This is a genomic window from Micromonospora sp. NPDC048063, assembly GCF_043202855.1.
GTDB lineage: Bacteria > Actinomycetota > Actinomycetes > Mycobacteriales > Micromonosporaceae > Micromonospora.
Genome location: NZ_JBIDBG010000004.1, coordinates 596,582 through 617,633 on the forward strand (window position 1 = coordinate 596,582; position 21,052 = coordinate 617,633).

Here is a 21,052-nt window from a genome sequence, read left to right on the forward strand (position 1 = left end):
CGCGGGTCAGCGGACGTCGTAGGCGAGGACGGGGGTGCCGTCGGCGCGGAGCAGCTCCAGACGGACCAGTTCGGCGTCGGTGAAGCGGGTTGCGCCGGTGATCCGCAGGTCGTCGCCGGGGCCGGCGAGCCAGGATCCGACCTGCTCCGTCGCGCCGTCCGGGCCGTGCGCCACCAGCCGGAAGGTGTACGCCTTGGCGTAGCCCGTCCTGGCGACGTACCCGCAGCGCATCCGCACCTCGGTGCCCCAGCCGGTGCTGGTCAGGGCGACCTCGGCGTACACCGGCACGGTGCCGGCCACCGGCTCCATGGCGACCATCCGCACGTCGGCGGGCGGCGGGGTGGCCGCCTCGCGGGGCAGCACCACGGCGGTGCCGACGCCGACGACCAGGGCCAGCGCGGCGGCGGCGAGGGCGGTGAGGGCGTACCGGCGGCGGGCGGCCGACCGCTCGCGGCGCCGGCGCTCGCGCGCGGCGGTGAGCAGCTCGGGCACCCGCGGGTTCTCCGGCGACGGCGGGAGCTGCTCCAGCCCGGCCGGATCGAGCCGGCCCAGCAGGCCGGGCAGGACGGCGATCTCGGCGACCGCCTGGCGGCACGCGGCACACCCGGCGAGGTGCCGCTCGTAGGCCGCCCGTTCGGCGGGGGCCAGCGCACCCAGCACGTACGCGCCGTCGTCGTGCGCGAAGTCGCACCGGGTCATGCGGTCACCCCCATCTCGGCCAGGACCAACCGTAGTGAGCGCAGGGCGTAGTGGGTCCGGGACTTCACGGTGCCCGGCGGCACGCCCAGCCGGGAGGCCGCCTCGGCCACCGACCGCCCCTGGTAGAAGCACTCCACCAGCACCTCCCGGTGGGTGGGGCTGAGCCGGTTCAGCGCCTCGGCGACGGTCCACGCCTCCACCGCGCGTTCCGCCTCGTCCACCGTCTCCGGGGGCTCGGGCAGCTCGTCGGTGAAGACCTCGCCGACCCGGGTGGAGCGGCGCCGCCAGGCGTCGATGGCCAGGTTGCGGGCGGTGGTGAAGAGCCAGGCCCGGACCGAGCCGCGCTCCGGGTCGAGGGACTCCGGGTGCCGCCAGGCCCGCAGCAGCGTCTCCTGCACCAGGTCCTCGGCCCGCTGCCGGTCGCCGTTGACGAGGCGCAGGGCGTGCGCGTAGAGCGCCTCCGCGTGCTCGTCGTGCAGCGCGCGGAGCAGTTGGGCGTCGTGGTCGCTGATGGCGGTCTCCTCGCTCTCGGCGCGAGTCCGACGGTGGCGTTCGCACGGGAACACGTGCCGTCACCCGGATCGGTTCAGCCGCAGGTCATCGTGGCAGTCCCGGCGGAGGTGTTCACGCCCGGTTCACGCTGCCGCCGACGCCCGCTCACCGGGTCCTCCTACCGTCCGGCGGGTACGCACGCCAGCGGCTGTCCGGCGTGCACCGACCCCCCTCCAGGAGGCTCCTTCCATGAGCGACCGTCCCCGGCTGCTCCCGTTGCTGGGCGCCACCCGCCACGGCAGCCGCGACGCCATGACCTGTCTGTACCGGTGCGGCAACGCCTGCGACCACCCGGTGCCGAACACCTCCGACAACGCGTACTTCGGTGACGTGGTGGGCGCGGAGGTCTCCCGGCGCGGCGTGGTCCGGGCCGGCGCGGTCGGCGCGCTGGTCCTCGGCTTCGGCGGCGCGGCGGCCGGCGCGCTGGCCGGCGCCGCCCCCGCCGCGGCGGCCCCCGCCACCCCCGTGGTGCCCGAGGCCGCCGGCTTCGGCCGCCCCTCCGGCGGCGTCGGCAGCGGCGCGCTGACCTTCAAGCCGGTCCCGCCGAACACCCTGGACACCTTCGTCGTCCCCAACGGGTACGACCACGCGGTCGTCATCCGCTGGGGCGACCCGGTCGTCCCGGGCGCGCCCGAGTTCGACCTGCACGGCCAGACCGCCGCCGCGCAGGCCAAGCAGTTCGGCTACAACAACGACTTCGTCGGGGTGCTGCCGCTGGACGGGCGCGGGCAGCGGGCGCTGCTCGTGGTCAACCACGAATACACCAACGAGGACCTGATGTTCCCCGGCTTCACCGGGCAGGACGCGCTGACCGTGGAGCAGCTCCGGGTCGCGATGGCCGCGCACGGCATGTCCGTGGTGGAGCTGGAGCGGGTCGGGGGCACCGGGCAGTGGCGGCCGGTCACCAAGGGCCGCCGGCCGTACAACCGGCGGATCACGGCGCTGGCCACGAAGTTCGAGCTGACCGGGCCGGCCGCCGGTTCGGCCCCCCTGAGGACCGCCGCCGACCCGAAGGGCCGCACGGTCGTCGGCACCCTCAACAACTGCGCCGGCGGGGTGACCCCGTGGGGCACGGTGCTCTCCGGCGAGGAGAACTTCAACCAGTACTTCGTCGGCGGCGACGGCGCGCCGGAGGCGGACAAGCCGAAGCTGGCCCGCTACGGCATCACCACCACCGCCCGTTACCCGAGCGGCAGCCGCAAGTGGGAGCGCGCCGACGAGCGGTTCGACCTGGCCAAGCACCCGAACGAGGCCAACCGGCACGGCTGGATCGTGGAGATCGACCCGTTCGACCCGGAGAGCCGCCCGCGTAAGCACACCGCGCTGGGCCGGTTCAAGCACGAGGGCGCGAACGTCATCGTCGCCGCCAGCGGGCACGTGGTCGCGTACATGGGTGACGACGAGCGGTTCGACTACCTCTACAAGTTCGTCTCCGACAAGAAGTTCATGAAGGGCAACTCCTGGGTCGCCCGCAGGCACAACCTGACCCTGCTGGAGTCCGGCACCCTCTACGTCGCCCAGCTGGAGCAGACCAGCGCCGGCGAGATCGACGGTTCCGGCAAGCTCCCCGCCGACGGCGCGTTCAACGGCCGGGGTCGCTGGATCAAGCTGGTCAGCGGCAACCGCTCGTACGTCGACGGGATGACCGCCGCCGACGTGCTGACCTTCACCCGGCTCGCCGGCGACAAGGTCGGGGCGACCAAGATGGACCGCCCGGAGGACGTCGAGCCGAGCCTGCTCACCGGCAAGGTGTACGTGGCGCTGACCAACAACACCGACCGGGGCAAGGCCGGCAAGCCGGCCGCCGACGAGGCCAACCCGCGCAACCTGAACAAGCACGGTCAGGTGCTGGAGCTGGTCGAGGACCGTGGCGACAACTCCGCCGAGACGTTCGCCTGGTCGCTGCCGATCGTCTGCGGTGACCCGGCCGACCCGTCGACGTACTTCGGCGGGTACGACAAGGCGGCGGTCTCCCCGATCTCCTGCCCGGACAATGTGGCGTTCGACGCCACCGGGAACCTCTGGATCTCCACCGACGGCAACGCGCTGGGCAGCAACGACGGCCTCTTCGCGACCGCCGTCGAGGGACCGGAGCGGGGCCACCTGAAGCAGTTCCTGACCGTGCCGGTGGGCGCGGAGGCCTGCGGCCCGTTCATCACCGGGGACAACCGCTCGGTCTTCGTGGCCGTGCAGCACCCGGGCGAGATCAGCGGCGCGTCGGTGGAGAAGCCGGCCTCGAACTGGCCGGACGGCGACTACGCCAAGCCCGGCGTGGTGGTGACCTGGCGTCTCGACGGCGGGCCGGTCGGCAGCTGACTCCTCCTCGGGCGGTCCGCGCTGGACCGCCACCGTGGGCCCTCTCCCAGCCGGGGTGAGGGCCCACGGCCGTTACCGGGCACGGCGCGCCCGTCGCGGCGGGGCCGGGTCGGGAACGGCCGCTGCGGCGGTGCCCGCCCGGCCGGTCAGCTCTCCGACGTCAGGCCGTCGGCGATGGCCCGGGCGGCGGTGAGCAGCTTCGCCCGGACCACCCGGGCGGAGGTCATCATCTCGCTGGCCGGCAGGGCGCAGGCGAGCACCACCCGGCGTTCCATGTCCTTGTCGGGGCTGACCAGCACCGCGGCGCACGCCACCCCCTGCCGGAACTGCCCCAGCTCCAACTGCATGCCGCGCCGGTCGCCGGCGGCCAGGTCGGCCTCAAACGCCTCGGTGCTGGTCAGGGTGGCGGAGGTGAACGGGCGCATGCCGTACTCGCGCAGGTAACGGAAGCGCTGCTCGGCGGTCAGCGTGGCGAGCAGGGCCTTGCCCAGGGCGGTCGCGTGCGCCCCCTCGTCGAACCCGGGCACCAGGTCCTCCAGGTAGGGCGAGCGGGGGCCCTCGGCGACCGCCGTAACGGCCACCTGACCGCCCACGAACCGGCCCAGGTAGTGGCTGTAGCCCGTGTCCACGGCGGCCCGGCGCAGGCTCTCCCCGACCGCCGGCGGCCCCCGGAACGCCGTCACCAGCTCGCGGTAACGGTCGGCCACCTCCAGGCCCACGATGTACGTGCCGTCCTCGCGCCGGATCACGTAGCCCTCGTAGGCCAGGGTGCGGACCAGGTGGTAGGTCGTCGCCACGGTCAGCTCACACCGCCGGGCGATCTGCTTGACGGTCAGCCCCTTCGGGGCGCGACCGACCGACTCGAGCACTCGTAGCGCGCGGGACACGCTCCGGATGAGATCCGAAGGTTCCGCCAAGGGGTCGCGCACAACCACCTCCGCCGCCGGGGACTTACACCATATGAAATACAGGCCCGGTGCGAAATGCCTGTTCGGGTGGAGGATGCCAGATCGTCGCGAACAGCACGTACCCGCACCGGCACAGTGCGTGACCCGAGGCGGCCTCGCGTAGGTTTGCCGCACCATGACCCGCCCCGCGCTCCACCCCGCCCCGGACGTCGCACCGCCCCGCCCCGCCAGGGCCGCCGCCGGTGCCGTCGCCGTCACCATCGCCTCCGTCCTGCCGGTCTTCCTGGTCGGCGGGCTCGCCGTGCAGTTGGGCGACGACCTCGGCTTCTCCCCCGCCGGGCTGGGCCTGGCCGTCTCCGTCTACTTCGGGGTCGGCGCGCTGGCGTCGGTGCCCTCCGGGAGGCTCGTCGACCGGTACGGGCCGGCCGTGGTGGCCCGCTGCGCCATCCTGCTCTCCGCCGGGGCGATGCTCGCCGTCGCCGCCCTCGCCCGGTCGTACGCCGTGCTGGTGGGGCTGCTGGCGCTCAGCGCCGCCGCCAACGCCCTCGGCCAGCTCGCCAGCAACGCCGCGCTGGCCCGGCACGTGCCGGCGCGGCGGCAGGGGCTGTCGTTCGGGGTGAAGCAGGCCGCCATCCCCGTCTCCACCCTGCTGGCCGGCGCGGCGGTGCCGACGGTCGCGCTGACCGCCGGCTGGCGGTGGGCGTTCGTGGTGGCCGCCGGGGCGGCCCTGGCGGCGCTGCCCGCCGTACCCGCGCGGGAGCCGCGCCCGGGCCGGACGGCCGCGCCCGCCCGCGCCGGCCGCGCCACGGCGGCCCTGCTGGTGGTCGGGGCCGCCGCGATGCTCGCCGCGGCGGCCGCGAACGCGCTGGGTACCTTCGTGGTGGACTCCGCCGTCGACCGGGGGCTCACCCCCGGGCTGGCCGGGCTGACCCTGACCCTCGGCAGCGCGGTCTGCGTCACCGCGCGGGTCTGCGCGGGCTGGCTGGCGGACCGGCGCCCCGCCGGGCACGTGGCCGTCATCGCCGGCATGCTCGTGGTCGGCGCGGCCGGGCTGGGCCTGCTCGCCGTCGCCGGCCCGGCGCCGCTGGTCCTCGGCGTGGTGCTCGGCTTCGGCCTGGGCTGGTCGTGGCCGGGGCTGATGACGTTCGCGGTGGTCCGGCTGCACCCGCAGGCCCCGGCCGCCGCCACCTCGATCACCCAGACCGGGGTGTACGCGGGCGGCTGCCTCGGCCCGCTGGGCCTCGGCGCGATGGCCGCCCACGCCGGCTACCCCGCGATGTGGCTCACCGCCGGGGCGGCCATGCTGGCCGCCGCCGCCCTGATGCTCACCGGCAGCCGGTTGCTCACCCGCCACTGACCGGGCCGACGATCCTGTCGGTGCCGAGGGCTAGTTGTCGATCATGAATTCGTGGCACCACGCGCAGTCGGCGGCGCGCAAGTGGGGCGGCACCCCGGAGGACTACCTGCCGATCGAGGAGTTCATCGACTCCTCCAAACAGATCATCGGGGACGTCCGGCACCGCGCGATGTACCACCACACCGCCGGCATCTACCTCTGCCAGCGGATCTTCGGCGACACCCTGCAGGTCGGCCGCAAGCGCGTCCCGGTCCGCCTGATCGCCGAACGACATGTGCTGGAGGACCTGGGCTGGCTGCCCAGCCCCGCCGACTATCTCGAGGGGATGCCGATCCGCCCCTGGATGTCCGGCGCCCAACGCAAGGACCTGCCCCTCTCCACCCTGCTCGGAGGCGACCAGTGAGTCACGTCAGTTTCCTCGGCATCCCGGTCGAGGGTGAGATCACCCAGGGCCACCGGGTCCCGCAGCGGCCCCTGGAGGAGCTGCGACCGCTCCTGCGCGCCCTGCTCGACGACGAGGCCGTCACGGAGTTCGGCTGGCGGCAGTACACGCCCTACTTCAACGACGGGGAGCCGTGCGTCTTCGGCGTCCAGGACGTGTGGGTACGCACCACCGCCGACGGGCCGCAGGCCGACCCGGACGACCTCTGCGTGGGCGAGTACGCCGACCGGCACCCCAGCCTTGGCGGTTGGGCGTCCTCGAGGCGGGAAACGTACCGAGGGCACGACGAGGCCCGCTACCTGCGGGCGGACGCCTTCGCCGAGGCCCTCGAGGCGGGCGGCTTCGACGACGTGCTCCTGGAGACGTTCGGCGACCACGCCGACGTGATCGTCCGCCGGGAGGGGATCCAGGTCCAGTACTACGAGCACGACTGACCGGCCGAACCGGGCCGCCCCTGCTCCGGGGCGGCCGGGACGGGCGTCAGCTCGTGCGGTCGGCGATGTAGTCGCAGAGGGATTCCAGGGCGCGGCGGGCCGGGCCCTCCGGGAGCGGCGCGAGCTGCTCCCGGGCCTCCTCGGCGTAGCTGCGGACCGTCTCCCGGGCCCGCTTGAGCGCCGGGCTCTCGCGGAGCAGGCCGAGCGCCTCGGAATGCAGGTCGTCGTCGGTCAGCGGGCCGGTGGCCAGGATCTCCCGCAGCCGCACCGAGGCGGCGTCGGCGTCGTCCGAGGCGAGCGCGTAGAGCACCGGCAGGGTCGGCACGCCCTCACGCAGGTCGGTGCCGGGCGTCTTGCCCGACTCCACCGACTCCGAGGCGATGTCGAGCAGGTCGTCGGAGAGCTGGAAGGCCACCCCGATGGTCTCGCCGTAGCCGGCCAGCGCCTCGGTGTGCTCCGGGGCGGCGCCGCCGAACATGCCGCCGAAGCGGGCCGAGGTGGCGATCAGCGAGCCGGTCTTCCCCGCGATCACGTCCAGGTAGTGGGCCACCGGGTCGTCGCCGGGGCGGGGGCCGACGGTCTCGGCGATCTGGCCGTGCACCAGCCGGGCGAAGGTGCGCGCCTGGAGGCGTACGGCCTCGATGCCCAGGTCGGCCGCGATGTCGGCAGCGCGGGCGAAGAGGTAGTCGCCGACGAGGATGGCGACCGAGTTGGTCCACCGGGAGTTGGCGCTGGGCGCGCCCCGGCGCACGGCGGCCTCGTCCATCACGTCGTCGTGGTAGAGCGTCGCCAGGTGGGTGAGCTCCATCACCACCGCGGCCGGCACGACCTGGGCGCTGGTCGGGTCGCCGAACTGCGCGCCCAACGCCACCAGCAGCGGGCGGAACCGCTTGCCGCCGGCCTCCACGAGGTGCCGGGCGGCCTCGGTGACGAACGGGTCGGCACTGGCCACACTGGCGCGCAACTCGACCTCGACGCCCTCCAGCAGGCCCAGCACGGACGCCTCGACGCGGGGATCGGCGAGATAGAGGCCGAGCGCGCCGAACTGACTCGTGCTCACCCTGGTCCGACGGCCGCCGGACCCGATGGCACTTGAACGCTCGCCAGCCGGATTCACCACGCCTTCAACCATGCCACACCCCTCCGACCTGCCCTGGACGGGGGATACGGCGCGGGGGCCGGCACGCCGTGGCGTACCGGCCCCCGCGGGCCCGAGCGTCGGTCATCTGACAAATTCGGCGGCGCCGGTGGCCAGGTCGAGCAGCGGCGCCGGGGCCACGCCGAGGACCAGGGTGGCGATCACGCCGATCATCAGCGCGGCCGAGGTCAGCCCGCCCGGCACGGCGACGGTCGGCGTCGACTCGCCCGGCTCGGAGAGCCACATCATCACCACGACCCGCAGGTACGGGAACGCCAGCACCATGCTGGTCAGCACGCCGGCGATCACCAGCCACGCCTGCCCGCCGTCGAGCGCCGGCCCGAAGACCGCGAACTTGCTCGTGAAGCCGCTGGTCAGCGGGATGCCGGCGAAGGCGAGCAGGATGAAGGTGAAGACGCCGGCGTAGAACGGCGAACGCCGCCCCAGCCCGGCCCAGCGGGACAGGTGGGTGGCCTCGCCGTCGGCGTCGCGCACCAGGGTCACCACGGCGAACGCGGCGAGCACCGAGAAGCCGTACGCGACCAGGTAGAACATCGTCCCGGAGACCCCGTCGGCGCTCGGCGCCAGCACGCCCACCAGCAGGTAGCCGGCGTTGGCGATCGAGGAGTATGCCAGCAGCCGCTTGATGTCGGTCTGGGTGACCGCCAGCACCGCGCCGATCAGCATGGTCAGCACCGCCACCGCGCCGAGGACCGGGGTGAAGTTCCACCGGGCGCCGTCGAAGGCGACGTGGAACACCCGCAGCAGGGCGCCGAACGCGGCGACCTTGGTGCAGGCGGCCATGAAGCCGGTGATCGGGGTCGGCGCGCCCTGGTAGACGTCCGGCGTCCAGACGTGGAACGGGGCGGCCGCGGCCTTGAAGAGCAGACCGATGGCGAGCAGCGCCATGCCGGCGAAGAGCAGCACCGGGCTGGCCGGGGAGTTCGCCACGGCCGCGTGGACGGTGGCGAAGTCGACGCCCGCCTGCCGGCCCGGGACGCCCGCGGTGAAGCCGTACACCAGGGCCACGCCGAACAGGAAGAAGGCCGAGGCGTACGCGCCGAGCATGAAGTACTTCAGCGCGGCCTCCTGGCTCAGCAGCCGCCGGCGGCGGGCCAGCGCGCAGAGCAGGTACAGCGGCAGCGAGAAGACCTCGAGCGCGATGAACATGGTCAGCAGGTCGTTCGCCGCCACGAAGATCAGCATGCCGCCGATCGCGAACGTGGTCAGCGGGTAGACCTCGGTGAGGCCGTTCTTGCCCTCGGCCTGCCGCCGGTCGTCGGCGGACTCGGCGGTGACCGCGGCCTGGGCGACGAACGCCCCGCCCCGCTCCACCGAGCGCTCGCCGATGAGCAGCAGCGCCATCGCGGCGAGGACGAGGATCGCGCCCTGGAGGAAGAGCGTCGGCCCGTCGACCGCGATCGCCCCGCCGATGGTGATCGACCGCTCGTCCGCCGCCAGCACCACCATGGTCAGCGCGGCGAGCACCGCCAGCAGGGCCAACGAGAGCTGCACCACGTGCCGGAGCCGGCGGGGTACGAACGCCTCGACCAGCACGCCGAGTAGCGCGGCACCCAGCATGATCAGGGTCGGCGCGAGCGCCGCGTAGTCGATCGACGGCAGTTTCAGCTCATTCACTTTGCCGCCTCCTGGACGGTGCCGCCCGAGGTCGGGGCGGGGTCGGTCCTGCCGATGTCCTGCATGGTCGCCTGCACGGCCGGGTTGATCACGTCGGTCACCGGCTTCGGGTAGAAGCCGAGCAGCACGATCAGCACGATCAGCGGGGCGACCACGAACTTCTCGCGCAGGTTGAGGTCCCGCCGCATGCCGTCGACCTCGGTCAGCGCCGGATTGAGCGTGCCCTGCGTGGTGCGCTGCACCATCCACAGCACGTACGCGGCGGCCAGGATGATGCCGAGCGTCGCGATGACCGCGACCGGCTTGTTCACCGTGAACGTGCCGATCAGCACCAGGAACTCGGAGACGAACGGCGCGGTGCCGGGCAGCGCGAGCGAGGCCAGACCGGCGAAGAAGAGCACCCCGGCCAGGATCGGCACCAGCTTGCCGGCGCCGCCGAAGTCGCTGATCAGCGCCGAGCCGCGCCGGGCGATGAGCATGCCCACCACCAGGAAGAGCAGGCCGGTGGCCAGCCCGTGGTTGACCATGTAGAGCACCGCGCCGGTGCCCGCCTGGGTGGTGAAGGCGAAGATGCCCACCCCGATGAAACCGAAGTGCGCGATCGACGTGTACGACACCAGCCGCTTGAGGTCGTTCTGGCCCACCGCCAGCAGCGCGGCGTAGATGATGCCGATCAGGCCCAGCGCCAGCGCCCACGGGGCGAACCACTTGGCCGCGTCCGGGAACAGCGGCAGGCAGTAGCGCAGGATGCCGAACGTGCCGACCTTGTCGAGCACGCCGACGAGCAGCGCCGCCGCGCCGGCCGGGGCCGCGCCACCGGCGTCCGGCAGCCAGGTGTGGAACGGGAAGAACGGCGCCTTGATAGCGAACGCGAGGAAGAAGCCGAGGAACAGCCAGCGCTCCGTGCCGGTGGAGATGTCCACCTGGGACAGCGCCTGCCAGTCGAAGGTCTTCCCGCCGACCACCCAGAGGCCGATCACCGCGGCGAGCATGAACAGACCGCCGACGAGCGAGTAGAGGAAGAACTTCACCGCCGCGTACTGCCGCTGGTGGCCGCCGTAGCTGCCGATGAGGAAGTACATCGGCACCAGCATGACCTCGAAGAACACGTAGAACAGGAAGACGTCGGCGGCGGCGAAGACGCCGATCATCGTGCACTCGAGGACGAGCAGCAGCGCGAAGTAGACCGGCACCGACCGCTTCGACGACTCGGCGTCGTGCCAGGACGCCAGGATCACCAGCGGCACCAGCACCGCGATCAGCATCAGCATCACCAGCGCGATGCCGTCGGCGGCGAAGGTGAAGCTGACGCCCCAGTTCGGGATCCACGGGTACGACTCGCGGAACTGGAAACGGTCACCACCGACCTGGAAGGTCACCCACATGACCACCGACAGCGCCAGCACCAGCAGCGACCAGCCGAGCGCCACCTGCTTGGCCAGTTCCGGCCGGCTGCGCGGCAGGAAGGCCACCACCAGGGCACCGACCAGCGGCGCCACGGTGAGCACCGAGAGGAACGGGAAGTCGGACATTATGCGGCCTTACCTCCGTCGTCACTGCGCGGTCCGCCGACGACGGCCGCCTGGAAGAGGTCGATCACGCCAGCCACCCCGCCTCGACGGCCAGGAACGCCGCCACCACCAGCAGCGCGCCGGCCAGGATCGAGGTGGCGTACGACCGGACGAAGCCCGTCTGGAGCCGCCGGAGCCGGCCCGAGCCGCCACCGATCCCCGCCGCGAGGCCGTTGACCAGCCCGTCGACGCCCCGGTTGTCCAGGTAGACCAGCGCCCGGGTGAGGAAGATGCCCGGCTTCTCGAAGACCGCCTCGTTGAACGCGTCGGTGTAGAGGTTGCGCCGGGCGGCGGTGACCAGCACCCCGGCCGGCTGCGGCGCGGTGGCCGTGCCGCCCCGGAACAGGAACCAGGCGAGCCCGGCACCGAGCACGGTGACCAGGATCGACAGGATCGTGACCACGGCGTGCGAGAGCACCGGGTGGTGCTCGGCCTCCTGGCCGCCCAGCCCGGCGGTGGCGGTCAGCCAGTCCGGTACCGAGGTGGAGAGCAGGTAGCCGGCCCCGACGGAGCCGATCGCCAGCAGGACCAGCGGGACGGTCATCAGCTTCGGCGACTCGTGCGGGTGCTCGATGTCCTCCGTCCAGCGCTTCGGGCCGTGGAAGGTGAGCACGAAGAGCCGGGTCATGTAGAACGCGGTCAGCCCGGCGCCGAGCAGGGCCGCGCCGCCGAAGAGCCAGGCGGTCCAGTCCTCCCGCTCGAACGCGGCCACGATGATCGGCTCCTTCGAGAAGTAGCCGGACAGCGGCGGGATGCCGATGATGGCGAGCCAGCCCATCATGAACGTCAGCCAGGTGACCTTCATGTGCTTCGACAGCGCCCCGAACCGCCGGATGTCCACCTGGTCGTTCATGCCGTGCATGACCGAACCGGCGCCGAGGAACATGTTGGCCTTGAAGAAGCCGTGCGCCAGCAGGTGGATGATGGCCAGCGCGTAGGCGCCCCCACCGAGGCCGACACCGACGAACATGTAGCCGATCTGGCTCACCGTCGACCAGGCCAGCACCCGCTTGATGTCGTCCTTGGCCGCGCCGATGACGCAGCCGATCAGCAGGGTCAGCGCGCCGACGCTCACCACCACGAGCTGGAGGGTGGAGTTGGCCGAGAAGATCGGGTTGGAGCGGGCGATCAGGTAGACGCCGGCCGTGACCATGGTGGCGGCGTGGATGAGCGCCGACACCGGGGTCGGACCCTCCATCGCGTCCGGCAGCCATGCCTGGAGCGGGAACTGACCGGACTTGCCGGTCGCGCCGAGCAGCAGCAGCAGGCCGAGCACCAGCACCGTGGTCGCGGTCAGCGAGCCGACGCCGTTGAAGACCTCGTCGTACTGGGTGGTGCCGAGGGTGGCGAACATGATGAAGATGCCGATCGCCAGGCCGGCGTCGCCGACCCGGTTCATCAGGAACGCCTTCTTGCCGGCCGTGGCGGCGCTCGGCCGCTCGTACCAGAAGGAGATCAGCAGGTACGACGCCAGACCGACGCCCTCCCAGCCGAAGTAGAGCATCACGTAGTTGTTGCCGAGCACCAGCAGGAGCATGGCGGCGACGAACAGGTTGAAGTACCCGAAGAACCGCCGGCGCCCCGCGTCGTGCGCCATGTACTCGACCGCGTAGAGGTGGATCAGGAAACCCACCCCGGTGATCAGCAGCACGAAGACGGCGGCCAGCGGGTCGAAGAGCAGGCCGAAGTCCACCCGCAGGTCGCCGACGGTGATGAAGTCCCACAGGCTCAGCTCGACCGACTTGTTCTCCAGGCCACGCAGCTGGAAGAAGTAGGTCAGGCCCAGCACGAACGCGGCGCCGATGGCGGCCACCCCGAGCCAGTGCCCCCAGCGGTCCGCCCGCCGGCCGAGCAGCAGCAGGATCGCCGCGCTGACCAGCGGGATCGCCACCAGCAGCCAGACGCTGCCCAGCAGCCCGTCCGCCGTCGCGTACGCGACGGTGCCCGCCGGCTCAGCCGGGGCGTTCGTCAGAATCGTTCCCACCGCAGGACCCCTCAGTACTTCAGCAGGTTGGCGTCGTCGACGCTCGCGGAGCGCCGGGTCCGGAAGATCGCCATGATGATGGCGAGCCCGATCACGACCTCGGCCGCCGCCACCACCATCACGAAGAACGCCATGATCTGGCCGTTGAGGTCACCGTTGATCCGGCTGAAGGTGACCAGCGTCAGGTTGGCCGCGTTGAGCATCAGCTCGACGCACATGAACAGCACGATCGCGTTGCGCCGGATGAGCACACCGACCGCGCCGATGGTGAACAGCACCGCGGCCAGCACCAGGTAGTAGTCGGGTGTCATCGCTGCGTCAGCCTTTCGTTCGCGACTGCGGGGCTCGCAAGCTCACTCCTCGCGCTCACCGGTCCGTCCCCTTCAGCGAGGTCTCCCGGTCGGTGAGCTCGCGCACCGGCAGGATGTCGGGGGTGCTCACCTCGGTCAGCCGGCCGTCCGGCAGGCGGGCCGGGGTGGCCACCGAGGACGAGGTCGCGTAGACGCCCGGGCCGGGCTTCGGACCCGGGTAGTTGCCCGGCGCGAAGCGTGCCCGCATGGTCGTCGGCTGGTCGACCTTGTCCTGCTTGCGCCGCTCGATGTGCGCCAGCACCATCGCGCCGACCGCGGCGGTGATGAGCAGCGCCGAGGTGAGCTCGAAGGCGAAGACGTACTTGGTGAACAGCAGCCGGGCGATGCCCTGCACGTTGCCCTCGGCGTTGGCCTGCTCCAGTCCGACGGCCGTGGTGCCCTCCAGGGCGCGCCAGAGCCCGCCGCCGACGAGGCCGGCGAAGCCGAGCCCGAGCACCACCGCCGCGACCCGCTGGCCGCGGAGCGTCTCGATCAGCGAGTCCGAGGCGTCCCGGCCCACCAGCATCAGCACGAACAGGAAGAGCATCATGATCGCGCCGGTGTAGACGATGATCTGCACCATGCCGATGAAGGGCCCAGCCTGGAGCACGTAGAACACGCCCAGGCAGAGCATGGTCAGCACCAGCCAGAGCGCCGAGTGCACGGCGTTGCGCGCCGCGACCATGCCGATCGCGCCGATCAGCGCCAGCGGGGCCAGGATCCAGAACGTGACCTGTTCCCCGCCGGAGACCCCGCCCGCCGCGGCGAGCACCGTCTGCGTGGTCATGCTCCGTCCCCCTTGCCGGCCGCGGCCCGCTGGGCGTGCTGCTCGGCGCCGGGGAAGGTCACACCGGGGTGCTCCTCCACCTGGTACCGGCCCGGGTTGTTGGCCGAGTGCTCCGCGCCGGCCGAGGTGCCCGGGTTGGTCAGCGCGCCGACGTAGTAGTCCTTCTCGCTGTCGCCCAGCCGCATCGGGTGCGGCGGCTGCTCCATGCCCGGCAGCAGCGGCGCGAGCAACTGCTCCTTCGTGAAGATCAGGTCCTGCCGGCTGTCCCGGGCCAGCTCGTACTCGTTGCTCATCGTCAGCGAACGGGTCGGGCAGGCCTCGATGCAGAGCCCGCAGAAGATGCACCGGGCGTAGTTGATCTGGTAGACGCTGGCGTACCGCTCACCCGGCGAGAAGCGCTGCTCGTCGGTGTTGTCGCCACCCTCGACGTAGATCGCGTCCGCCGGGCAGGCCCAGGCGCACAGCTCGCACCCGATGCACTTCTCCAGCCCGTCCGGGTGCCGGTTCAGGATGTGCCGCCCGTGGTAGCGCGGCGCCGAGACCGGCGGCTTGAACGGGTAGTCGGTCGTGACGACCTTCTTGAACATGTGCGAGAAGGTGACACCGAAGCCCTTGAACGTTCCGGTGATCGCGCCCACGTCACACCTCCCTGGAGTCCGAGCCGGCGGCGATGTTGGCCGGCTCCCGCTCGGCGACCACGCGCCTGGTGCGCGGGCTCGGTGGTACCTGCAGGTCCATCGGGGGCAGCGGGAAGCTCCCGTGCGGCCGGTTGTCGACCTGTTCCTGGACGGTCGGCTTCGGCTGCGGCTTCCGGCTCGGCCACAGCAGCGTGGCGAGCAGCAGGATGCCAGCGGGGATGCCGACCGCGATCAGCTTGCTGCGCGAGTCCCAGTCCTCGATCGAGCGCAGGCCGGCCAGGACCAGGATCCAGACCAGGTTGATCGGGAGCAGCACCTTCCAGCCGAAGCGCATGAACTGGTCGTAGCGCAGCCGGGGCAGCGTGCCCCGCAGCCAGACGAAGACGAAGACCAGCAGGACGACCTTGGCGAAGAACCAGAGCATCGGCCACCAGCCGGAGTTGGCGCCGGCCCAGATGGTGGTGATCGGCGCCGGGGCCCGCCAGCCGCCCAGGAAGAGCGTCGTGGTGACCGCGGACATGGTGACCATCGAGACGTACTCGCTGAGCATGAAGAGCGCGAACTTCAGCGAGCTGTATTCCGTCATGAAGCCCGCGACCAGCTCGGACTCCGCCTCGGGCAGGTCGAACGGCGCGCGGTTGGTCTCGCCGACCGTGGCGATGAAGAAGATGATGAAGCTGGGCAGCAGCAGGATCGCGTACCAGCCGGGGGCCGGGACCTCGACGCCCGCGATGCTCAGCCGGGTGCCGTCCGCCTGGGCGGCGACGATCCCGCTGGTGGACATCGTGCCGGCGGTCATGAACACCGCCACGATGCTCAGGCCCATCGCGACCTCGTACGAGATCATCTGGGCGGTGGAGCGCAGGCCGCCCAGCAGCGGGTAGGTCGAGCCGGAGGCCCAGCCGCCGAGCACGATGCCGTAGATGCCCATCGACGAGCAGGCCAGCAGCACCAGCACCGCCACCGGCACGTCGGTGACCTGCAGCGGCGTCCAGTGGCCGAAGATGCTCACCATCGGGCCGAACGGCACCACCGACAGCGCGGTGACCGCGCAGATCACCGAGATGGTCGGGGCGAAGAAGTAGACGACCTTGTCGGCCGCCTTCGGCAGGATGTCCTCCTTGAAGGCCATCTTCAGGCCGTCGGCGAGGGTCTGCAGCAGGCCGAACGGGCCGACCTGGTTGGGGCCGGGCCGCACGGCCATGCGGCCCACGACCCGCCGCTCGAACCAGACGCCGAGCAGGGTGGCGAGCAGACCGAAGACGAAGGCGAAGACGACCTTGCCGAGGACCAGCCACCAGGGGTCCCGGCCGAAGTCGGCCAGCGTCGGATCCTGGGCCAGGTAGACCGCGTTCACTGGATTGCACCCCCTGCGTTGAGGAGCGGGCCCGGACGGCCGGCCGCGTCCGCGGCGACCTCTCCGGCCTCCGGCGCCGACCCGGTCGGGGCGGGAGCGGAGATCCGGACGACCGCGCCGGACGTCGCGCCGAGGCTGCGCCGCACGGTCGAGCCGGGCGAGTTGGTCGGCAGCCAGACGACGCCGTCCGGCATCTCGGTGATCGCCGCCGGCAGGGTCAGCGCCCCCCGGTCGGTGCCCACCGTCACCGGGTCACCGTCGGCGACGCCGAGCGCCTCCGCGGTGCCCTTGCCCAGCCGGACCACCGGCGGGCGGGCGGTGCCCGCGAGGTACTCGTCGCCGTCGGTGAGGCTGCCCAGGTCGACCAGCTGGTGCCAGGTGGCGAGCACGGCCTCGCCGGCGCCCGGCTGCGGCACCGCGGCCGGCTCCACCGCCGGGGCGGCGGGCCGGCCGGTGCGGGTGCGCGGCAGCGCGCCCAGCTCGCGGCGGACGCTGAGCACGTCGCCGGTGCCGAGCTGCACGTCGAGCTGCGCGGCGAGCGCGTCCAGCACCCGGCCGTCGGTCATCGCGGCGGTCCGCAGCACCGCCTCGAAGGTGCGCAGCCGGCCCTCCCAGTCCAGGAAGCTGCCGGCCTTCTCGGCCACCGGGGCCACCGGGAGGACCACGTCGGCCCGGCGGGCCACCGCGCTCATCCGCTGCTCCAGGCTGACCAGGAACGGCACCGCGTCGAGGGCCGCCTCGGCCAGCCGCGGGTCGGCCAGGTCGGCCGGGTCGACCCCGGCCACCACCAGCGCGCCGAGCTGGCCGCCGGCGGCGGCGGCGAGGATGCCGTCGGTGTCCCGGCCGGCCTGGCTCGGGATCACCCCGGCCGCGATGTCCCACGCCTCGCCCAGCTCGGCCCGGGCGGCGGGCTCGGTGACCAGGCGGCCGCCGGGGAGCAGGTTGGGCAGGCAGCCCGTGTCGACCGCGCCGCGGTCACCCGCGCGCCGCGGCACCCAGGCCAGCTTCGCGCCGGTACGCCGGGCGACGTCGGCCGCCGCGGAGAGGCCCCCCGGCACGCTCGCCAGCCGCTCGCCGACGATCAGGATCGCGCCCTCGGCGCTCAGCGCCTCGGCGACCGTGGCGTGCTCGGCGAGCACGGTCGCCTCCTCGCCCGGCACCACCCGGGCCAGCTTGGCGCCGAGCTTCTCCAGGCCGCGGGTGGCGAACGGCGCGATCGCGTACACCGTCAGCTTCTTCTTGAGGTACGCCTTGCGCAGCCGCAGGAAGAGGATCGGGCACTCCTCCTCCGGCTCCAGCCCGACCAGCACCACGGCCGGTGCGTTCTCCACGTCGGCGTACGTGACGTCCGTGACCCCGGCGACCGAGCTGGCCAGGAAGTCGGTCTCCTCGCGGGAGACCGGCCGGGCCCGGAAGTCGATGTCGTTGGTGTTCAGGGCGACCCGGGCGAACTTCGCGTACGCGTAGGCGTCCTCGACGGTCAGCCGGCCGCCGGTCAGCACCGCCGTGCCCTGGCCGTCCCGCGCCGCGCGCAGCCCCTCGGCGGCGACGGCCAGCGCCTCGCTCCACGACGCCTCGCGCAGCTCGCCGGTGCGCTCGTCGCGGACCAGCGGGGTGGTGAGCCGGTCGAAGGCGCGGGTGTACTGGAAGCCCCACCGCCCCTTGTCGCAGTTCCACTCCTCGTTGACCTGCGGGTCGTCGCCGGCCAGCCGGCGCAGCACCTTGCCCCGCCGCCAGTCGGTGCGCTGGGCGCAGCCGGCCGAGCAGTGCTCGCAGACGCTCGGGGTGGAGACCAGGTCGAACGGGCGGGCCCGGAACCGGTACTGCGTGCCGGTCAGCGCGCCGACCGGGCAGATCTGCACCGTGTTACCGGAGAAGTACGAGTTGAAGGGCACGTCACCGGCGTCGCCCTCCTCGCCGTACTCCTCGTCCCGGTAGATGTTGATCTCCTCGGCGGACGACCGGCCCATCAGGTCGATGAACTTGTCGCCGGCGATCTCCTCCGAGAACCGGGTGCAGCGCTGGCAGAGCACGCAGCGCTCGCGGTCGAGCAGCACCTGGGTGCTGATCGGCAGCGGCTTCGGGTACTCCCGCTTGTGCTCGTGGAACCGCGAGTCGGCGCGGCCGGTCGACATCGCCTGGTTCTGCAGCGGGCACTCGCCGCCCTTGTCGCACATGGGGCAGTCGAGCGGGTGGTTGAGCAGCAGCAGCTCCATGACCCCCTCCTGCGCCTTCTTGGCGACCGGGGAGGTGAGCTGCGTGCGTACCACCATGCCGTCGGCGACGGTCTGGGTGCAGGAGGCGACCGGCTTGCGCTGCCCCTCCACCTCGACCAGGCACTGCCGGCACGCGCCGGCCGGGGCCAGCAGCGGGTGGTCGCAGAACCGGGGGATCTCGGTGCCCAACTGCTCGGCGACCCGGATCAGCAGCGCCCCCTTCGGGGCGGTGACCTCGACGCCGTCGATGGTGAGGGTGACGGTCTCGGTCTGCTTGACGACGTCAGTCATTAGTGCGCTCCCACCAGCTGCTTGTCCGACAGCTTCGGCGCGGTACGTCCCTCGATGTAGTCGAGGTAGTCCTGCTTGAAGTACTTCAGCGACGAGGTCACCGAGCTGGTCGCACCGTCACCCAGGCCGCAGAACGAGCGGCCGAGGATGTTGTCGCAGGTGTCGAGCAGGGTGCCCAGGTCCTCGTGGGTGCCCTGGCCGGCGAGGATCCGCCGGTAGACCCGGACCATCCAGTAGTTGCCCTCGCGGCACGGGGTGCACTTGCCGCACGACTCGTGGTGGTAGAACTCCAGCCACCGGTAGGTCGCGTAGACCGGGCAGTCCTGGTCGGAGAAGATCTGGGTGGCCGTGGTGCCGAGGATCGAACCGGCCGCCGCCACCCCCTCGAAGTCCAGCGGCACGTCCAGGTGCTCGGCGGTGAGCAGCGGCGTCGACGAGCCGCCCGGCGTCCAGAACCTCAGGTTGTGGCCGGGCTGCATGCCGCCGGCCAGCTCGATCAGTTCCCGGAGGGTGACGCCCATGGTGCACTCGAACTGGCCGGGGTTGGCGATCCGGCCGGAGAGCGAGTAGATCATCGGGCCGGAGGACTTCTCCGTGCCCATGGTCTTCCACCAGTCCGCGCCGCCCAGCACGATGTACGGCACGCTCGCGATGGTGCCGACGTTGTTGACGACGGTCGGGCTCGCGTACAGGCCGTGGGTCGCCGGGAACGGCGGGCGCAGCCGGGGCTGGCCCCGGAAGCCCTCCAGCGAGTCCAGCAGCGCGGTCTCCTCGCCGCAGATGTACGCCCCGGCGCCCGAGTGCACCACCAGGTCCAGGTCGAAGCCGCTGCCCTGGATGTTCCGGCCGAGGTAGCCCCGGGCGTACGCCTCCTGCACGGCGTTGCGCAGCCGGCGCGCGGCGTGCACCGCCTCGCCGCGGATGTAGATGTAGGCGCGGTTGGCCCGGATCGCGTACGACGCGATGATCACGCCCTCGACGAGCGAGTGCGGGTCGTGCGTCATCAGCGGCAGGTCCTTGCAGGTGCCCGGCTCGCCCTCGTCGGCGTTGACCACGAGGTAGTGCGGCTTGCCGTCGCCCTGCGGGATGAACCCCCACTTGAGACCGGTCGGGAAGCCGGCGCCGCCGCGACCGCGCAGCCCGGAGTCCTTGACCAGCTGGATGAGGTCGTCCGGGTGGGCCTTGAGCGCCTTGCGCAGGGCCGCGTAGCCGTCGAGCTTCTCGTAGGTGCCGATCCGCCACGCGTCCGGCGACAGCCAGCGCTTGCTGAGCACCGGCGTCAGCTTGGCCAGGGTCTCCGGCCGGGGAGTGGTCACTTCTGGACCCCCGTCTCGCTCGCGCGGGCGGAGCCCGCGCCACCGGCGCCGGCCCCCGCCTCGGCTTCCTTGAGGTTGCGCTCCTGCGCCCCGGCCTCGTCGCCGGCGGGCTTGCGGTCGCCGGCCGGCGCGTTGGCCGCGGCCCCGGCGGCCTCCGCCGCCTGGGCGTCGCGGGGCGCCGGCGGCACGCTGTCGGCGGGGACCCTGGTGCCGGGGGCTGGCTCGCCGGCGGGCCCGGCGCCGTTGCCACTCGCGGCCTGGGCGGGAGCCGGCTTCGCGGTGGCCTCGCTCCTGGCCTTCGCCTCGGCGGCGGCCTTGTCGGCCTCGGCCTTGCTGCGGATCGGGGTGTTCGGGTCGAAGCCCGGCACCGAGATGCCGTGCTGCTGCGCCAGCCGCAGCCCGCGCAGGGTGGGCTCTCCCGGCCCGCCGTCGGCCACCGCGCCCTCGCGCTCGTCGGCGAAGCCGGCGAGCTGCACCGCCATCTCCTTGAGCGTGCAGAGCCGGGCGCCCCGGGTCGGCATCGGCCGGCCCCCGGCGCGCAGCTCGTCGACCACGCCGAGCGCGGTCTGCGGGTCCACTCCGTCGAAGAAGTCGTAGTTGACGGTCATCACCGGCCCGTAGTCGCAGGCCGCCAGGCACTCGGCGTGCTCCAGGGTGATCTTCCCGTCGGTGGTGGTCTCGTCGTGCCCCACGCCGAGGTGCTCGGCGAGGGTGTCGTAGACCTCCTGGCCGCCGAGCACGTTGCACATGGTGTTGGTGCAGACGCTCACCAGGTAGTCGCCGGTCGGCCGGCGCTTGTACATGGTGTAGAAGGTGGCCACCGCGCCGACCTGGGCCTTGTTCAGGCCCAGCACCTCGGCGCAGAACTCCACGCCGGCCGGCGAGACGTAACCCTCCTCGGCCTGCACCAGGTGCAGCAGCGGCAGCAGCGCCGACCGGGACCGGTCGGCCGGGTACCGGGCGATGATCTCCCGGGCCCGTTCGCGGGTCTCGTCACTGAAAGTCGTCATCAGAGTCGCCTTCCGTTCGCGACTGCGGGGCTCGCAAGCTCACTCCTC

18 protein-coding genes are annotated in these 21,052 nt (G+C 72.4%); 4 read left to right on the plus strand and 14 right to left on the minus strand.

Features of this window, described 5'->3' with window-relative positions; translation table 11 throughout:
• Positions 1–6 precede the first annotated feature (6 nt).
• On the minus strand, positions 7–699 hold the full coding sequence (locus ACGFZ2_RS14545) for an anti-sigma factor family protein (protein ID WP_393453474.1): 693 nt from the start codon (positions 697–699) through the stop codon (positions 7–9).
• Positions 696–1,190 carry a sigma-70 family RNA polymerase sigma factor gene (locus ACGFZ2_RS14550; RefSeq protein WP_350702681.1) on the minus strand — a complete coding sequence of 165 codons (495 nt, stop codon included), beginning with the start codon at positions 1,188–1,190 and terminating at the stop codon, positions 696–698. The genes ACGFZ2_RS14545 and ACGFZ2_RS14550 overlap by 4 nt, the downstream gene beginning before the upstream one ends.
• Positions 1,191–1,440: 250 nt before the next feature.
• On the opposite strand from ACGFZ2_RS14550, the gene ACGFZ2_RS14555 reads away from it, so the two are divergent.
• On the plus strand, positions 1,441–3,567 hold the full coding sequence (locus ACGFZ2_RS14555) for a PhoX family protein (protein ID WP_393453477.1): 2,127 nt from the start codon (positions 1,441–1,443) through the stop codon (positions 3,565–3,567).
• Between the two features lie 146 nt (positions 3,568–3,713).
• Here the strand turns inward: ACGFZ2_RS14555 and ACGFZ2_RS14560 are convergent, their stop codons facing one another.
• Positions 3,714–4,496: an IclR family transcriptional regulator gene (locus ACGFZ2_RS14560; RefSeq protein ID WP_393453480.1), complete on the minus strand. Its 783-nt coding sequence runs from the start codon at positions 4,494–4,496 to the stop codon at positions 3,714–3,716.
• A gap of 154 nt (positions 4,497–4,650) precedes the next feature.
• Between ACGFZ2_RS14560 and ACGFZ2_RS14565 the strand changes: the two genes are divergently transcribed.
• From ACGFZ2_RS14565 to ACGFZ2_RS14575, 3 genes are read left to right on the plus strand one after another with little or no spacing between them, the layout of a single operon-like run.
• Positions 4,651–5,832: an MFS transporter gene (locus tag ACGFZ2_RS14565; protein WP_393453483.1), complete on the plus strand. Its 1,182-nt coding sequence runs from the start codon at positions 4,651–4,653 to the stop codon at positions 5,830–5,832.
• 43 nt (positions 5,833–5,875) lie between these two features.
• Positions 5,876–6,235 carry a DUF6915 family protein gene (locus ACGFZ2_RS14570; protein ID WP_393453486.1) on the plus strand — a complete coding sequence of 120 codons (360 nt, stop codon included), beginning with the start codon at positions 5,876–5,878 and terminating at the stop codon, positions 6,233–6,235.
• Positions 6,232–6,708 (plus strand): hypothetical protein, encoded by a 477-nt coding sequence (locus tag ACGFZ2_RS14575; protein ID WP_393453489.1) that lies wholly within the window; start codon positions 6,232–6,234, stop codon positions 6,706–6,708. Before ACGFZ2_RS14570 ends, ACGFZ2_RS14575 begins: the two co-directional genes overlap by 4 nt.
• A gap of 46 nt (positions 6,709–6,754) precedes the next feature.
• On the opposite strand, the gene ACGFZ2_RS14580 is transcribed toward ACGFZ2_RS14575, so the two are convergent.
• From ACGFZ2_RS14580 to nuoE, 11 genes are all read right to left on the minus strand, one after another.
• Entirely contained in the window at positions 6,755–7,840 is a 1,086-nt protein-coding gene (locus ACGFZ2_RS14580; protein WP_393453492.1) for a polyprenyl synthetase family protein, read from the minus strand.
• A gap of 90 nt (positions 7,841–7,930) precedes the next feature.
• Complete coding sequence (gene nuoN / locus ACGFZ2_RS14585; RefSeq protein ID WP_393257500.1) at positions 7,931–9,484, minus strand: NADH-quinone oxidoreductase subunit NuoN; 1,554 nt, start codon at positions 9,482–9,484, stop codon at positions 7,931–7,933.
• Positions 9,481–11,016 carry an NADH-quinone oxidoreductase subunit M gene (locus tag ACGFZ2_RS14590; protein WP_357702044.1) on the minus strand — a complete coding sequence of 512 codons (1,536 nt, stop codon included), beginning with the start codon at positions 11,014–11,016 and terminating at the stop codon, positions 9,481–9,483. The genes nuoN and ACGFZ2_RS14590 overlap by 4 nt, the downstream gene beginning before the upstream one ends.
• A 64-nt stretch (positions 11,017–11,080) precedes the next feature.
• Positions 11,081–13,039, minus strand: a complete 1,959-nt coding sequence (gene nuoL, locus ACGFZ2_RS14595) for an NADH-quinone oxidoreductase subunit L (protein ID WP_393257497.1) — start codon at positions 13,037–13,039, stop codon at positions 11,081–11,083.
• An 11-nt stretch (positions 13,040–13,050) separates the two neighbouring features.
• Positions 13,051–13,350, minus strand: coding sequence for an NADH-quinone oxidoreductase subunit NuoK (nuoK, locus tag ACGFZ2_RS14600; RefSeq protein ID WP_393257495.1), 300 nt, complete (start codon positions 13,348–13,350; stop codon positions 13,051–13,053).
• Positions 13,351–13,405: 55 nt separating this feature from the next.
• Entirely contained in the window at positions 13,406–14,176 is a 771-nt protein-coding gene (locus ACGFZ2_RS14605) for an NADH-quinone oxidoreductase subunit J (protein WP_393257493.1), read from the minus strand.
• Positions 14,173–14,814, minus strand: coding sequence for an NADH-quinone oxidoreductase subunit NuoI (gene nuoI, locus ACGFZ2_RS14610; protein WP_393257491.1), 642 nt, complete (start codon positions 14,812–14,814; stop codon positions 14,173–14,175). The genes ACGFZ2_RS14605 and nuoI overlap by 4 nt, the downstream gene beginning before the upstream one ends.
• A 1-nt stretch (position 14,815) precedes the next feature.
• The gene (gene nuoH, locus ACGFZ2_RS14615) at positions 14,816–16,171 is read right to left on the minus strand and encodes an NADH-quinone oxidoreductase subunit NuoH (protein ID WP_393257489.1); all 1,356 of its coding nucleotides are present in this window, start codon (positions 16,169–16,171) and stop codon (positions 14,816–14,818) included.
• Positions 16,168–18,678: an NADH-quinone oxidoreductase subunit G gene (locus tag ACGFZ2_RS14620; RefSeq protein WP_393257486.1), complete on the minus strand. Its 2,511-nt coding sequence runs from the start codon at positions 18,676–18,678 to the stop codon at positions 16,168–16,170. The genes nuoH and ACGFZ2_RS14620 overlap by 4 nt, the downstream gene beginning before the upstream one ends.
• The gene (nuoF, locus tag ACGFZ2_RS14625) at positions 18,678–19,994 is read right to left on the minus strand and encodes an NADH-quinone oxidoreductase subunit NuoF (RefSeq protein ID WP_393453495.1); all 1,317 of its coding nucleotides are present in this window, start codon (positions 19,992–19,994) and stop codon (positions 18,678–18,680) included. The genes ACGFZ2_RS14620 and nuoF overlap by 1 nt, the downstream gene beginning before the upstream one ends.
• Positions 19,991–21,004, minus strand: coding sequence for an NADH-quinone oxidoreductase subunit NuoE (nuoE, locus tag ACGFZ2_RS14630; RefSeq protein WP_393257482.1), 1,014 nt, complete (start codon positions 21,002–21,004; stop codon positions 19,991–19,993). The genes nuoF and nuoE overlap by 4 nt, the downstream gene beginning before the upstream one ends.
• Positions 21,005–21,052: the final 48 nt, after the last annotated feature.

Excerpts from the sequence above, each read along its gene's own strand:
- ACGFZ2_RS14555 (WP_393453477.1), top strand. The coding sequence starts at position 1,441 with ATGAGCGACCGTCCCCGGCTGCTCCCGTTGCTGGGCGCCACCCGCCAC.
- nuoK (WP_393257495.1), bottom strand. The coding sequence starts at position 13,350 with ATGACACCCGACTACTACCTGGTGCTGGCCGCGGTGCTGTTCACCATC.
- ACGFZ2_RS14570 (WP_393453486.1), top strand. The coding sequence starts at position 5,876 with ATGAATTCGTGGCACCACGCGCAGTCGGCGGCGCGCAAGTGGGGCGGC.
- ACGFZ2_RS14545 (WP_393453474.1), bottom strand. The coding sequence starts at position 699 with ATGACCCGGTGCGACTTCGCGCACGACGACGGCGCGTACGTGCTGGGT.
- ACGFZ2_RS14590 (WP_357702044.1), bottom strand. The coding sequence starts at position 11,016 with ATGTCCGACTTCCCGTTCCTCTCGGTGCTCACCGTGGCGCCGCTGGTC.
- ACGFZ2_RS14580 (WP_393453492.1), bottom strand. The coding sequence starts at position 7,840 with ATGGTTGAAGGCGTGGTGAATCCGGCTGGCGAGCGTTCAAGTGCCATC.
- nuoE (WP_393257482.1), bottom strand. The coding sequence starts at position 21,004 with ATGACGACTTTCAGTGACGAGACCCGCGAACGGGCCCGGGAGATCATC.
- ACGFZ2_RS14605 (WP_393257493.1), bottom strand. The coding sequence starts at position 14,176 with ATGACCACGCAGACGGTGCTCGCCGCGGCGGGCGGGGTCTCCGGCGGG.
- ACGFZ2_RS14620 (WP_393257486.1), bottom strand. The coding sequence starts at position 18,678 with ATGACTGACGTCGTCAAGCAGACCGAGACCGTCACCCTCACCATCGAC.
- ACGFZ2_RS14565 (WP_393453483.1), top strand. The coding sequence starts at position 4,651 with ATGACCCGCCCCGCGCTCCACCCCGCCCCGGACGTCGCACCGCCCCGC.